Annotated in this window: 13 protein-coding genes and 1 tRNA gene; 12 read left to right on the top strand and 2 right to left on the bottom strand. The window is 61.1% G+C overall.

The features are described 5' to 3' along the window. Positions 1 to 18 precede the first annotated feature (18 nt). The gene (locus tag IVB01_RS02885) at positions 19 to 393 is read right to left on the bottom strand and encodes a DUF3175 domain-containing protein (protein ID WP_247276736.1); all 375 of its coding nucleotides are present in this window, start codon (positions 391 to 393) and stop codon (positions 19 to 21) included. A gap of 179 nt (positions 394 to 572) precedes the next feature. Between IVB01_RS02885 and IVB01_RS02880 the strand changes: the two genes are divergently transcribed. From IVB01_RS02880 to IVB01_RS02870, 3 genes are all read left to right on the top strand, one after another. Beyond that, positions 573 to 2,057 (top strand): MFS transporter, encoded by a 1,485-nt coding sequence (locus tag IVB01_RS02880; protein WP_247276747.1) that lies wholly within the window; start codon positions 573 to 575, stop codon positions 2,055 to 2,057. Positions 2,058 to 2,060: 3 nt separating this feature from the next. Beyond that, on the top strand, positions 2,061 to 2,882 hold the full coding sequence (gene otsB / locus IVB01_RS02875; protein ID WP_247276735.1) for a trehalose-phosphatase: 822 nt from the start codon (positions 2,061 to 2,063) through the stop codon (positions 2,880 to 2,882). A 239-nt stretch (positions 2,883 to 3,121) separates the two neighbouring features. Then, positions 3,122 to 4,585 (top strand): trehalose-6-phosphate synthase, encoded by a 1,464-nt coding sequence (locus IVB01_RS02870; protein ID WP_247276734.1) that lies wholly within the window; start codon positions 3,122 to 3,124, stop codon positions 4,583 to 4,585. Positions 4,586 to 4,699: 114 nt separating this feature from the next. Here the strand turns inward: IVB01_RS02870 and IVB01_RS02865 are convergent, their stop codons facing one another. Further along, positions 4,700 to 5,041: a hypothetical protein gene (locus tag IVB01_RS02865; protein ID WP_247276733.1), complete on the bottom strand. Its 342-nt coding sequence runs from the start codon at positions 5,039 to 5,041 to the stop codon at positions 4,700 to 4,702. A 195-nt stretch (positions 5,042 to 5,236) separates the two neighbouring features. Here IVB01_RS02865 and IVB01_RS02860 point away from each other — a divergent pair. The 9 genes from IVB01_RS02860 (at position 5,237) to IVB01_RS02820 (ending at position 13,181) form a co-directional block, all read left to right on the top strand. Then, positions 5,237 to 5,326: transfer RNA gene (locus IVB01_RS02860), tRNA-Ser, on the top strand. A 188-nt stretch (positions 5,327 to 5,514) separates the two neighbouring features. Beyond that, positions 5,515 to 6,699 carry a site-specific integrase gene (locus tag IVB01_RS02855; RefSeq protein WP_247494239.1) on the top strand — a complete coding sequence of 395 codons (1,185 nt, stop codon included), beginning with the start codon at positions 5,515 to 5,517 and terminating at the stop codon, positions 6,697 to 6,699. A gap of 241 nt (positions 6,700 to 6,940) precedes the next feature. Next, a complete protein-coding gene (locus IVB01_RS02850) occupies positions 6,941 to 7,129 on the top strand; it encodes a helix-turn-helix domain-containing protein (RefSeq protein ID WP_247450820.1) in 189 nt (62 codons plus the stop codon). Between the two features lie 24 nt (positions 7,130 to 7,153). Further along, positions 7,154 to 7,528: a hypothetical protein gene (locus IVB01_RS02845; protein WP_247494238.1), complete on the top strand. Its 375-nt coding sequence runs from the start codon at positions 7,154 to 7,156 to the stop codon at positions 7,526 to 7,528. 53 nt (positions 7,529 to 7,581) lie between these two features. Beyond that, positions 7,582 to 8,487 carry a hypothetical protein gene (locus IVB01_RS02840; RefSeq protein ID WP_247450824.1) on the top strand — a complete coding sequence of 302 codons (906 nt, stop codon included), beginning with the start codon at positions 7,582 to 7,584 and terminating at the stop codon, positions 8,485 to 8,487. A gap of 52 nt (positions 8,488 to 8,539) precedes the next feature. Further along, complete coding sequence (locus tag IVB01_RS02835) at positions 8,540 to 9,601, top strand: major capsid protein (RefSeq protein WP_247450826.1); 1,062 nt, start codon at positions 8,540 to 8,542, stop codon at positions 9,599 to 9,601. Positions 9,602 to 10,038: 437 nt separating this feature from the next. Continuing rightward, positions 10,039 to 10,251, top strand: a complete 213-nt coding sequence (locus tag IVB01_RS02830) for a hypothetical protein (protein ID WP_247450828.1) — start codon at positions 10,039 to 10,041, stop codon at positions 10,249 to 10,251. Next, on the top strand, positions 10,248 to 11,195 hold the full coding sequence (locus IVB01_RS02825; RefSeq protein WP_247450830.1) for a hypothetical protein: 948 nt from the start codon (positions 10,248 to 10,250) through the stop codon (positions 11,193 to 11,195). Before IVB01_RS02830 ends, IVB01_RS02825 begins: the two co-directional genes overlap by 4 nt. 108 nt (positions 11,196 to 11,303) lie before the next feature. Next, positions 11,304 to 13,181: a phage/plasmid primase, P4 family gene (locus IVB01_RS02820; protein ID WP_247494237.1), complete on the top strand. Its 1,878-nt coding sequence runs from the start codon at positions 11,304 to 11,306 to the stop codon at positions 13,179 to 13,181. The last annotated feature ends 35 nt before the right edge of the window (positions 13,182 to 13,216 follow it).

Genomic DNA, 13,216 nt, shown 5'->3' with positions numbered 1-13,216 from the left:
ACTGCGGAGCTCTGAAACTCACTCCTTCCCGAAAGCCCGCTTCAGCTCCACCTTTGCGCGCTCCAGTCGCGTGCGCTGCGTCTTCGGTAGCGTCTTGCCGGCGCGGTTGATGTAGAACGTCAGCATCGACAGCGCAGAGCGATAGGCGCCGGTCTTGCGGCGCGAGCTGTGCTCGGCCGAGCGCTTCAGGGAGCCCGCGATTTTCCTGGGGTCCTTGAGCTTGAACACACCGTGCTTGAGATCGAGCGCGTTGCTCTCCTTCGTCACACGTTGCGACCATCGCTTCGGTGCTGCGCGGCGGCTTGACCTCTTGCGTGTCGTGCTGGCCTTGCGGCGCGCGGTGCTGCTCGCGCCTGTCTTCCGCGAATGTGTCGTCTTTCTGACCTGAGCCATGCGTCAACTCCTTGCAGCTCCATCGGAAACGGATGTTCTTGGAGGCTGTTCCCAAGGGAACTCGACCTCGTGGCAGACGTTGTCGCAGGCAGGCGGAATGCCGCACCCCCATGATCGGATCGACCCCGTCCACGCCATGTGAACCGGGGCCGCTTCCATTGATCAGACGCAACAACGCGATGGAATTGCAGGAAAGCCCAGCGCTGAATTATGGACCTGCGATCTCGGCGGTGGCGACGGATCGCATCGTCGAGACCAGCATCCCCTCGCGGCTCGACGCGCTGCCGTGGAGCGGCTTTCACACGCGCGTCGTGCTCGCGCTCGGCATCACCTGGATCCTCGACGGGCTCGAGGTGACCCTGGCCGGCGCGCTCTCGGGCGCGCTGAAGCAGAGTCCCTCGCTGCATTTTTCCAATCTCGATCTCGGCATTGCCAATTCCGCCTATCTCGCCGGCGCGGTGCTGGGTGCGCTCGGCTTCGGCTGGCTTACCGATCGCATCGGCCGCAAGAAATTGTTCTTCATCACGCTTGCGCTCTACCTCTCGGCGACGGCTGCGACGGCTCTGTCATGGGATGTGGCGAGCTACGCGGTGTTCCGTTTCCTCACCGGTGCCGGTATCGGCGGCGAATACACCGCGATCAACTCAACCATCCAGGAGCTGGTGCCGGCGCGGTATCGCGGCTGGACCGATCTCGTGATCAACGGCAGCTTCTGGATCGGCGCTGCGATGGGCGCGGTGGCAGCCATCGTTCTGCTCGATCCTGCCGCGATGGGGCCCGACATGGGCTGGCGCCTCGCCTATCTGATCGGCGCGACGCTCGGCCTCGTCGTGCTGTTGATGCGGATGTGGATTCCGGAGAGTCCGCGCTGGTTGATGATCCATGGTCGGCCCGACGAGGCTCATGCGATCGCCGATGAGATCGAGCGTTCGGTCATTGGACACGGCCAGGATACGAGCGACGGTCGCTTTACGAAGATCCGCCTGAGGATGCGCGATCACACGCCGATCGCCGAGGTCATCCACACGCTGTTCTCGGTTTATCGACAGCGCGCGCTGGTCGGCCTCATGCTGATGAGCGCGCAGGCATTTTTCTATAACGCCATCTTCTTCACCTTCGCGCTGGTGTTGACCGATTTCTACGGCATCAGCGCCGATCACGTCGGCTGGTACCTGCTACCCTTCGCCGCCGGCAACTTCCTCGGCCCGCTGCTGCTCGGCCGTCTCTTCGATACGCTCGGCCGCCGCACCATGATCATGTTCACCTATGGCATGTCAGGCCTGCTGCTGGCGCTGTCAGGCTATCTATTCTCGATCGGCGCGCTCAGCGCGCAGGGGCAGACCATCGCCTGGATGGTGATCTTCTTCTTCGCCTCGCCCGCCGCGAGCGCGGCCTATCTCACCGTCAGCGAGAACTTTCCCTTAGAGGTTCGCGCGCTGGCGATCGCGGTATTCTATGCAGTCGGCACGGGCATCGGCGGCGTGATCGGGCCGGCGCTGTTCGGCGTTCTGATCGACACGGGATCGCGCACCAGCGTATTCGCCGGTTATCTGCTGGGGGCAGCCCTGATGATCACGGCTGCAATCGTGGCGTGGCGCTATGCCGTCTCGGCGGAGCGCAAATCGCTCGAACAAATCGCACGGCCGCTTGCCTTTATGGAGTAGACTATGAAATCGGAACTGGCGGAAATGGAATTGGACGAGAAGCTCACCATCCCTGGTGACGACGAGACGCCGGAAACGGTGCCGGTGCCGCACGCGCTCGTGCCGCATCTGAACGAGACCGCGATCCTGCTCGACATCGACGGCACGCTGCTCGACCTGATGCCGACGCCGCGCGAGGTGTGGGTGCCGCCGGGGCTTTCGGACACGCTCAACCGATTGGTGGAATGTACGTCAGGCGCGCTGGCGCTGGTCAGCGGCCGCTCACTCAACGATATCGATCTGATTTTCGCCCCCGACGTGTTTTGCGCCGTCGCCGGTCACGGCGCAGAGATGCGGCTGTCCGCGGACAATGAAGCTGATGCCGTGCATGCGCCGCCGCTGGACAAGGAGCTGAAGCGGCGGCTGGCTGCGATTGCCAAGCTCAGCCCGGGCATTCTGCTCGAGGACAAGGGCTACTCGCTTGCGCTACATTACCGCCTGGCGCCACATGCGGAGAAGGCGATCTACGAATCCGTGTCGCTGATCCGCGCGGACCTGCCCAGTGCGCCGATCGAGGTGCTGCCTGGCAAGTTCGTCTGCGAGATCAAGCATTCAGGCTTCACCAAGGCGAGCGGCGTGCGCGAGTTGATGAAGCACGAGCCCTTCAGGGGGCGTCGTCCACTGTTCATCGGTGACGACGTCACAGATGAGACCGTGTTCGCGATCATGCCTGATATGAACGGGCTCGCCTTCTCGGTCGGCCGCCGCGCCATGGGCGTGAACGGTCACTTCGATGCGCCAAGCGATGTGCGCGCGTTCCTTGCGCACCTGCTCGATCCGAGGTGAAACAAAGGCAGCGCCACTTCGCAAACACAATGCGCGACACCCTTTCGTGGCGCATCGCAATGCATCCTGCGCAATTCCGGGCGCACGAGCTCTCTTTGCGCTGAAATCCTTGGTTCCGCGAGCGAAACCAGTTCCAACGCGCACGCCTGATTTTGGTTTCAATTCGTTGAAACGATGATCAGGAACCATATTGATGAACGGCAGTTAAACGGGTGGAATGAAACAGGAGGGGACGGCCTGTGAACTTAGTCGTCGTTTCAAATCGCGTCGCGCGCGGCAAACCCAATGAGCCCATGACGGGTGGCCTCGCGGCGGCCTTGCTGCCGGTCGTGGAACATTCGGGAGCTATTTGGGTGGGTTCTTCAGGCCGCGTGCGCGATGGCCATCAGAAGGAACCGTTCGCCGAGATCGAAGCGCTGGGGTCGGGCGCGATTGCGACGTTGGATCTGCCGGCGGCGCATTACGGCGGCTATTACGAAGGCTTTGCCAATTCGGCGTTATGGCCGGCACTGCATTCGCGCAGCGATCTGATCCGCGTCTCGCGCGAGGATTATGTCAGCTATCGCGAGGTCAACGCCTTCATGGCGCGCGCCTTGATGCGCTTCCGAAAAGCAAAAACTGCGTTCTGGGTGCAGGATTATCACTTCCTTGCGCTCGGTGCGGAATTGCGCGATCTCGGCGTCGATGATCCGATCGGTTTCTTCCTTCATACGCCGTGGCCGGTCGCCGCGGTGATGCAGGGCGTGCCCAATCATCGCGAGCTGATCACGGCGATGCTGGCCTACGATCTGCTCGGCTTCCAGACCAATGAGGATTGCCAGAACTTCCTCGGTTATGTCGGCGGTGAGCTCGGCCTCGCCGTTGAGAACGGTGTTGCGATCTCTCAGCATGGCCGCACCCGCTGTGAAGTGTTTCCGATCGGCATCGATGCGGAAAAGTTCGCAGCTTATGCCGCGAAATCGGTGTCGCATCCCGACGTGTCTCGGTTGCGGCGCAGCCTCAACGGCGAGCGCCTCGCGATCGGCGTCGATCGCCTTGATTATTCGAAAGGCCTCGTCAACCGCATCAGCGCGTTCGACCGGCTCTGGACCGAGCAGCCGCAGTTTGCGCGCAGCATTTCGCTGCTCCAGATCGCGAATCCCTCGCGGGGTGGCATCGAGGCCTATGGCAACCTCCAGAACGAGGTCGCTCGTCTCGTCACCGACGTCAATGGTCGCCACGGCGAAGTGGACTGGACGCCGATCCGCTACCTCAACAAGGGCTTCAGCCAGGCCGTGCTCGCAGGCCTCTACCGCACCGCGCAGATTGGCGTGGTAACGCCGCTGCATGACGGCATGAACCTCGTCGCCAAGGAATATGTCGCCGCGCAAAACCCGGCCGATCCCGGCGTGCTGGTGCTGTCGAAGTTCGCGGGCGCGGCCAACGAGCTCGACACCGCCTTGCTGGTCAATCCGCACGACATCGACGGCATGGCGCGCGCGATCGCCGTCGCGGCCTCAATGCCGCTCACCGAGCGCAAGATGCGCTGGGACGCGATGATGAAGAAGCTGCGCGGCCACACCATCCAGCAATGGTCCGCCGATTTCGTGGCTGAGCTCGAGAAGTGCCGGACGGAGAAGGCCGCTGTCGCGCCGCTTGCCGCGCAACCGCCGCAGGCGCTACGTTGGCTGAAGTCGGCGATCTCAGGCGTGAGGTTGATCTAAGGTCTCGTCAGGCCGGGCCTGTCCCGGCCATCCACGTCTGACGCCTCGGCTTGAACGTGAATGCCCGGGACAAGCCTGGGGCATGACGGTGCACTGCGAGGGCGGCCCGCGGCGTCAATAACAATACGACACGCCATCCAGAATCGCGCACTGCCGCTTGTTCGGCGCGTTCGGATCATCCATCGGCGCCATACCCTTACCCTGACCGACGAACACGCCTGGCCCGACATGCACTGAGCTTTTTTTGCCGATGATCACGCTCGGATGCGGCGAGGCGCTCGAGCGCGTGCCGTCCGGCCAGATGATGGTATCGCCCGACAGCATTCCGCGCCGCCCGTCGTCGCAGCTCACATCGACGCCCTGCCGCGTGCAGACCTGCGCCAGGGCCGGCGCGGCGAGGGCGATACCCAAGCCCGAAATCAAGCTCAGCGCGGTGATGGTCTTGCAGATGGTCATGGCGTCCCTGGCATGTCTGGCGTCCTCACGTGAATCGTCGCCCCAAACCCACCGATGGTTCAGCCGACCGGCGCGTCAGGACGTTGGCCGGCGCGAGATATTCTCTCGTAAATCCAATATGTTGCGGAAAATTTCACCCGATTTTACCGCGATCCCTTGCAAAATCGTCGGCGCCCCTTCAAGAGAGGGCGCTCCGGAGAGATGGCCGAGTGGCTTAAGGCGCACGCTTGGAAAGCGTGTGTGCGGGAAACCGTACCGTGGGTTCGAATCCCACTCTCTCCGCCAGATGGTTGTTCATGGCTGCTTATCCGAATTCGCCAACGTCTAGGAATGCCTTGTAGTTCAAGGCTTAACCGTCTTTCTGCGTTTTCGCCTATTCAGCGTTGTTCGCCCTTGTCAAGCGAATGCGGTAGGGCCAATGGTAGGGCCAGATGGTGCGGCGAACACTCGCGCCCACTTGATGGAGTCGGCTGATGGCTCGCGTATTCGACCGCCTTTCGCCTACCACCGTGAGGGCCAAGGACCTTGCGCCGGGCAGATACGCGGACGGCGGGAACCTGTACCTCAATGTCGGCATTGAGGGGCAGCGCCGCTGGACTTTCCTTTACAAGGACCGCGCGACGGGCCGTCCGCGGGAGATGGGATTGGGCTCTGCTGGCAAAGCGGGCGTCAGTCTCGCCGAAGCCCGCCGCAAGGCCGCAGCCGCGCGTTCACTGCTATCCGATGGAATCGACCCGCTCACCGATAAGCGCAACCGGCGCGCTGCGGTAAGCGAACCCTTCGGCACGTATGCTGATCGGTTCGTCAAGAACGTCATTGAGCGCGAGGCGAAAAATCCAAAGCACATCGCGCAATGGAAAATGACCCTCGAAGAGTACGCTAAGGCACTGCGGTCAAAGCCGCTGGACCAAATCAGCACAGAGGACGTGCTCTCTGTGTTGCGCCCCATTTGGGACACCAAGCGCGAAACCGCCTCGCGCCTCCGAGGTCGCATCGCTCGTATTCTTGATGCCGCAAAGGTCGACAAGCTTCGCGGCGGTGACAATCCGGCGGCGTGGACGGGCCATCTGGACAAGCTCCTTTCGAAGAAGCGCGAAAGGGCCGCCAATCACAAGGCGATTCCATATCCGAAGCTTCCCGCCTTCATGTCCGATTTACGCAAGCGCAACAGTATCTCCGCGCGCGCGTTGGAGTTCACGATTCTATGCGTCGCCCGCACGGGCGAGACGATCGGCGCGCGGTGGATGGAAGTTGATCTTGAGCGGAAGCTTTGGACCGTGCCCGCGGCGCGAATGAAGGCGGCCAAGGAACATCGCGTGCCCCTGTCTGATCGCGCGATCTCTATCTTGGAATCGCTGCGCACACCGAGCGCGCAGCCCAACGAATTCGTTTTTCCGGGCGCGCACCGTGGCAAGCCGCTTTCCAACATGAGCATGCTCGAATTGTTGCGTGGGATGCACAAAGGCGTCACTGTGCACGGCTTCCGCTCCGCCTTCTCCGATTGGTGCGGTGAAACTACACCGTACGACGCAGAGACGCGCGAGTTTTGCTTGGCGCACGTCGTCGGCAACAAGGCGGAAGCCGCATACCGTCGCGGCGACTCGCTTGAAAAGCGCCGCGCCGTCCTAACCGATTGGACAGAATATCTTGGCGCCTAGCGATCGTTAGTTGCGGCCCCTCTACTGTTACTTTTAATCAGGGCCAGACACGCTTAAACAGGCGCGAGCGGGGCGAAACAACCCCGCGTCATTCGCAAGGCGCCGCTCGATGCGGCGATGACAACAGGGCGCGCGAACGTGCGGGGTCGCGTCCGGGGACCTTGGCCCCTGAATTCCACCGGCAGAATAAGGCCGGGCACTCCTAGTGCGCGATGCCTCGTGGCATTGCTGGAGCCTCGCCATGTCCGATCCCATTCCTTTCGACGATCGCTGCTATACCGTCAACGAAGCTTGCCGCGATCATCTGCGCATCTCACGCGGCACTTTCTATAAACTGGTCCAGCAAGGCCGCCTTGATATTGTGAAGTTGGGCTCCCGCACCATCGTCACCGGCCGTTCGATTAGGAAATGTCGCGGCGAAGCCGCCTGATTCATCAAATTGGTGAATTTGGCGATGCTCGCCCACTTCGAAACTTGGGAGCGCGCGATTGCGGCGTCCCTCGCGGTACGCCGCATGCCGTTTGCCGAATTGGTCGCAAGCGGCGAGCCTGTGCCTGCTCCGCTTCGTGATGCGGCACGCTTTTGCATCCTGAATCCAATCCCGCCGCGGCGCGCATCGCCGAAAGTCCAGCGCCTCGCGGATGCAGTTCAGGATGTAGAAAAGCGGATGCTCTTGGGCGCGACACCAAATGACGCGCTCCGGGCAGCGTGTGAGGTTTGGGGCTATAAAGAATCCGTACTCGATAATGCCGCGCTGAAGCGCACGCGCTCGGATGTGAATGAGGAAATGAGGCAGCGCGCCAAACTAAATTTAGTGAAGACTTGCTGATTTTGCGGAAAAGGTGAGTTCTATAGAAGGCATCTGATTTTTGGAGTTACCCGATGCCGTTGCCAACGTCCGCCCAAAAAATTCTAGCGCGCATTGCAGTTGATGACGGCGCGATTGCCGACGCCGCCCGCCGCCGCGCGGCTGAGTCACAAGAGCTTACTCGCCAAGAATTCGAGGCCGTGCAGGAATTTCAGCGGCTCGCGAAAGCCGACAAGGATAGTAGGCTAGTGCGTGAAGATCGCCAAACGGACGGCGACGGTAATATTTCCGTCGTCAAGGAACGCGACACGGCGCGGCTCGGAGCTGCGAGTGAGGCCGTCGATGCGATCCGGGAGCGCAAGGCGCTGCTAGCGGCAACCACCGCCCTCCCGCGGTTGACTGCGGCGCGCATCGAGCGCGAGCTTGAGCAGTTCAAGGGCAAGAAGTTGGTTGCGGTGGAGCGCCCGCCCGTAGTGCTCGGCAAATCGGAGCGCACGGTTGACGCGTTGGACCGGCTCCGCGCCGAAACGTTAGACCTGATCGCCGAACGCACCGCAGTGGCCAAAGCGCCGCACACGGCCGCCGAAGTCAAGGCGGCAGCGCACGGTGAGATTGACAAGCTGGCCGATCGCCTTCCGCGGACCTTCGCGATGTTCCATGGCGCGAGCATCACGTGGCCCCAGCACGAAATTCACGCGGCCAGGACCCGTGTACCGGATGCGCTTGCTGTTGTCGCCTTTCTGATGCGCGACCAATTGAAGCGCGAGATTTCGAAGCTGATCGACTTTAACGCGGGCGCATTCCCAGAAGCGATGTCGCGTGAAGATCAGGCGGAACGCCTTGCCAAATTGGAATCTGAAATCGAAGTGGCCGAACGTCTTGAGGCAGCGGCTGTCGAAACCGTAATCGCCGAAGGGGGCGTGGGGCACCATCGTCCAGATTGCTCCGTACTCGCGGTGCTCTCGCTCCGCGTCGAATAACGCGGCGCTAAAGACAGTTTCACACTAACAACCATTTCAAGGAAGCTCTACCATGCCGAACGAAATTGCAGACCCGTTCTCCGGCGACGCGTTCGAACTGTCTTCGCTCACCGCCGCCATCAACGATGTGGATCACATTCCCGGTCGTGCCGGTCAGCTTGTCTTTGCGGACTCCAAAGTCTCCAAGCCCATCAGCACGTTGTCTATCGCCATCGAGCGCGTCGGCGAGACGCTGGAGTTGATCCAGACTCGGCCGCGCGGAGCACCGGCCGAGAAGCTGGTGGGCGACAGGCGGACGCTTCATAGTTTCAAGGTTCCTCACTTGCAGGTCGAAGATACGATCTACACCGAATCGGTGCAGAGCGTTCGACAATTCGGCAGCGCAGATGTGCTTTTGACCGTGGAAGCAAAACTGAACGAAGTCCTCACGAAGATGTCGCGCAGGCTAGACTACACGCTCGAAAACCACCGGCTCGGTGCGCTCAAGGGTGTCACGACGGACGCCGATGGCTCGGTGCTGCTGGATTCCTATGAAGCATTCGGCTTCTTGAATTCGGATGGCCTTGCGCAGCCCCAGACGTTCGATTTTGACCTTGATAGCCTCGCGACAGGCCCAAGCGAGATTCGGGTTAAGTGCCAAGGGCTCGCGCGTTATATGCGCCGAGCCGCTAAGACGCTGCTGACGCAAGATGCGTTGGTATGGGCCTTTGTCGGTGACAACTTCTTCGACAAGTTGGTGTCTCGGCAGGACGTGAAAGACGCATGGATCGGAACGGAGGCAGCGGCAACTGTGCTCGGTGCGAACTACGCTTATGGTGTGTTCGAATTCGGCGGGGTGCTGTGGGAGAATTATCGAGGCAGCGACAACGGGGAAATCTTCATCGATCCCGATGAAGCGCGATTCTTCTTCGTCAACGCGCCGCAATTGTACGTGGAGGCGTTCGCACCGGCCGACTACATCGAGACGGTGAACACGCCCGGCTTGCCAAAGTACGCAAAGAGCGCACCGGATAGGATGGGCAAGTCCATGGAAATTGAAGCGCAGTCCAACCCGCTTCCTTTGTGTGTGCAGCCTGCAACGCTTTGCCGTGCGGTGACCGGGTCATCGTCCTGATCGCTTCGCCCACCGCACCATGGGTTTTCCGCGCGTTTATTTGACAGTGGGCGCGCAGGTTGTGCCTGATTACCGGAGGCGAACTAGCCGATGGGCGTAAATGGTGGCGCCCATCGAAACTCCGGCCGGGGACGTGTTGCCTTCGAATGCGCGCCCCGGCCAACCTCTTTTCAACACCAAGGAGTTTTTCAAATGCGTTGTTCGGTAGATCGCATCAAAGCGTCAGCCGCCTACTATGCGGAGGCAAATGGGCCCGAAGCTCTGCGGGCGTTCTTTCTTGCAGTCGCTGGCGTCGCGCGTGTCGAAGACGTACCCGAGCCGGAACGCCTCCGCGTCAATATGGAGCTTCGGCAGAACGTCAATGAACCCGTTCCGGAGAGGCCGCACGCCTTGGCGGGCATCGCCCGCGGCGCGTTCGCGAAGATGCAGGTGCGCAAATGAGACGGGACCGGCTCATTGGCTTTCAAGACGTCGCGCGCGTGCTCGACAAGAGTCTGGCTTATACTTACCAGCTTTCGAGCGCCGATCCCGCGTTTCCGCCGGTCGAAGCGCGCGACGGGGCGCGCAAGCTCTTCGCTCGGCATACGGTGGAGTACTACAAGCGCAATTGCAGGCGGTGGTATCGTCGGCGCAAGGGATTCGAGCAATGACCCTCATTATGAAGCCGGTGCGGCGGGTGGTGAAGATCAAGCAACCGCCCGCCTTCGGTAAGGGCGAGCCTTGGAAGGCCCTCAATTTTCGCTGGCGCGACACCGCTGGCAAAGACCACGTCATCGCACTTTCTACAGGCGTCAACGTGTCGGATGTCGAGTCCATCAAGTTTTGGTGGGCCAGGCGGAAAGAAGTCGAAGCGTTTGCTGCGTACTGCGGCGCGAGGGGCCAGGACCTTCGCGAGGTCTATGTGCTTTCTCCGGATCGCAAAACCCATCTCGGTTCCGGCACCCTACCGCCGGGCGCGACACCCGATGATGTGGCACACTTCTTCACAGCCCTTCGTAAACGCGGCCTTGATGGCGTGATCGTGCCGAAAACCGGCCTGTCCGAACTGCCATTCTATTTCTCAGGCAGCGGCCTGCAAATGCCGGGCGCGGGCCGGCGCGGAATTGAATTGCATTTGGAACACTGCGAGTCTGGCGAGAGGGAAATCTTGCGCGTCGCGCCACATGCCAAGCTGCCACAGTTCTTCGCCGGGATGTTTTACGCGAAGCGGCGCGACTACGAGCGCGTGCTGACCGCGCATCGGCCGCGCACTTTCATGGTGTATAATCTTGCGAGCCGCAGCGAGAAGCCGACCAAAATCTATGAGTTGGGCGAAGACCGCAAGTATCACTCCATCGGAGAGATTGCCGATGGCGACGACAATAGCAGCGGCTTCGTCGCGGTGGCGCATGGTGTATTCGGCCGTACTCCGACGGCAAACGAACTCGCTTGGCTCGCGTGCAAGCTCGCGGCGACGGGGTGTTGGCTTGCGTTGATTAAGCGTGCGGATGAAGACCTTGACGCCGACACCGTATTGCTAATGTCCACGTTTGCGCCGTATGAGTTTGAAAGCGCAGTTAGCGAAATTGCGATCAGTGACCTTACGGTTGGTTAATCGGCCGCGCGGCTGAATTACACCGTACGATACACGCCCAAGACAGTGCACCACATGAAAAGCCCGCGCAGCGGTTGCAGGGTTGCGCGAGTCTTGCGGAGCGGAAAGATGTACGACGACGAAGGCGATCACAGCGCGGTAAGCCCGCCCCGGTTCTTGACGATCTTTCCGACCTTCTCAGTCGCCATTGTGGAGCCGGAGACCGATCCCCATTTTGAGGTTGAGGCCCGCTTCGAATACGGTCCGGCGCCCCGGTATGGCTGGGACAACGCCGTGGACATCGTGAAAGCCAAACAAATCTGTCGCGACATGGCGGGCGGCCCCTTGGATAACGCCGAGGGCCGCAAGCACATCTTCGACCTAGCCAGGCGCGTTCGCGACCTCGGCATTTCCAAGACGCAAGCCGTCGAACTGGTCCACCGCTATTGCACGAGTCCAATTCCGAAGGGTGACGTGAATGAACAGGTTCACCGGGCCTACCTGTCCGCTAGGACTGCGCCGGGCACGCTGAGTCGCGCTCGCCGTGCCAACGTGGGTCTGGTCGGAAGCGATCCCGATAATCCGTGGCCGGCGGCGTCCGATGACCAGCCGGCGCGGGTGTGGCCGAAGCCGCTGACGTATCAGGGCAAAGACAACGCCGCGAAGTGCGCCGAAACGTTTCTTGCGGAGCGGCCGGACCGGCTGATTTCGTCGGATGGCACCCTATACACTCTTGAGGGCAATCGCGTCTGGCAGGCTCTCGATGACGGCGAATCGGCTGCGGAGATTCGCGCCACTGATCCGATCAACGTGCTGGACGTGGGCAAGATCTTCTTGATGGTGAAGGCGATCAAGCTCGCTTGCTTCAGCAAAGCGCGTCCGCACGAATGGATCGTCAAGCCCGATGACGCGCCGGAGCCGAACGACTTGATTCTTGCTGGGAACGGCATCGTCAATGCAGCAAAGGGCGATCTAATTCCACATGATGGCCGGTATTTCGCAACGGGGCTTCCCGAATGGAGCTATGATCCGGAGGCGACGGCGCCGCTCTTCCTGGAAAAGCTGAAGGAGTGGCTACATCCGTCGTTTCATCCAACTCTCCAAGAGTTCTTTGGCTACGCGCTGACGGCCGACACGTCCGTTGAAGTTCTGTTGGCGATGATCGGCGCGAAGCGCGGTGGCAAGGGCACACTGACGCGCATCCTTCAGGGGCTTATCGGCAAGCACCACCACGCTTCTGTCATGCTCAACGATCTCGCGGGCGACTTCGGCTTAGCAGGATTGATGGATAAACGCGCTATCTTCATCCCCGACGCGCACGACGCCGACTTGTCCCGGCGTTCCGCTGCCATCGAGCGCATTAAATCCATCACCGGCAACGACGAAGTGTCGGTGAATCGCAAGAATATGTCGATGTTATCGGTGAAGATTCCGGCTAAGATTGTCTTGGTGGCGAACAAGCATCCAAAGTTCTTGGACGAATCCGGTGCTTTGGCGGACCGCGAACTTGTGTTGGTGTTTGAATCGTCGTTCGCAAAGGCAAAGGATACAGAACTAGGGACCAAGCTTCGGGCGGAGTTGAGCGGCATCGCCAATTGGGCCATTGAGGGGCTTCGGCGCCTTCGCGCCAATGGCAACCGCTTCACCATTGGTGAGCGCGGCCGGAAGGCCCAGCAGGAGCTTGCGGAAGCTCAGAGCCCGGCGCTGCGGTTCGCGATGGAGTGCCTAATCGTGACCGGCGATAATGCCGATGCCGTGCCATTGGCCGTCGCCTTCAATGCCTATGAGCATTGGGCAGCCCACGACGAAGGAATGTCTAGCCGCGAGCGGCGCAACAAGACAGACTTCAAGACTGACGTCATCGCGGCGCTTGGGGAGCGCGGTGTTCGCTTCGATCCAAGGGCGCGTCGGTGGCGCGACCCGGGCATGGGCGCACACGGGAAGGGCACCAGCATGCGCAGATGGTTTACCGGCGTCAGGATGAGGCCCGAGGCCGTGAGGGGCTAGGAATGTCGCTCACAGTTCAGAAAGCGAACGTTGGA

The organism is Bradyrhizobium sp. 164, assembly GCF_023073715.1.
GTDB lineage: Bacteria > Pseudomonadota > Alphaproteobacteria > Rhizobiales > Xanthobacteraceae > Bradyrhizobium.
Note: the sequence above shows the minus strand (reverse complement) of the source record. Positions and strands in the feature narration are given on the sequence as shown.

Bases quoted from the DNA above. Each gene is read 5' to 3' on its own strand.
- IVB01_RS02845 (WP_247494238.1), top strand. From the start codon at position 7,154: ATGCTCGCCCACTTCGAAACTTGGGAGCGCGCGATTGCGGCGTCCCTC.
- IVB01_RS02825 (WP_247450830.1), top strand. From the start codon at position 10,248: ATGACCCTCATTATGAAGCCGGTGCGGCGGGTGGTGAAGATCAAGCAA.
- IVB01_RS02885 (WP_247276736.1), bottom strand. From the start codon at position 393: ATGGCTCAGGTCAGAAAGACGACACATTCGCGGAAGACAGGCGCGAGC.
- IVB01_RS02820 (WP_247494237.1), top strand. From the start codon at position 11,304: ATGTACGACGACGAAGGCGATCACAGCGCGGTAAGCCCGCCCCGGTTC.
- otsB (WP_247276735.1), top strand. From the start codon at position 2,061: ATGAAATCGGAACTGGCGGAAATGGAATTGGACGAGAAGCTCACCATC.
- IVB01_RS02840 (WP_247450824.1), top strand. From the start codon at position 7,582: ATGCCGTTGCCAACGTCCGCCCAAAAAATTCTAGCGCGCATTGCAGTT.
- IVB01_RS02830 (WP_247450828.1), top strand. From the start codon at position 10,039: ATGAGACGGGACCGGCTCATTGGCTTTCAAGACGTCGCGCGCGTGCTC.
- IVB01_RS02865 (WP_247276733.1), bottom strand. From the start codon at position 5,041: ATGACCATCTGCAAGACCATCACCGCGCTGAGCTTGATTTCGGGCTTG.
- IVB01_RS02835 (WP_247450826.1), top strand. From the start codon at position 8,540: ATGCCGAACGAAATTGCAGACCCGTTCTCCGGCGACGCGTTCGAACTG.
- IVB01_RS02855 (WP_247494239.1), top strand. From the start codon at position 5,515: ATGGCTCGCGTATTCGACCGCCTTTCGCCTACCACCGTGAGGGCCAAG.
- IVB01_RS02880 (WP_247276747.1), top strand. From the start codon at position 573: ATGGAATTGCAGGAAAGCCCAGCGCTGAATTATGGACCTGCGATCTCG.
- IVB01_RS02850 (WP_247450820.1), top strand. From the start codon at position 6,941: ATGTCCGATCCCATTCCTTTCGACGATCGCTGCTATACCGTCAACGAA.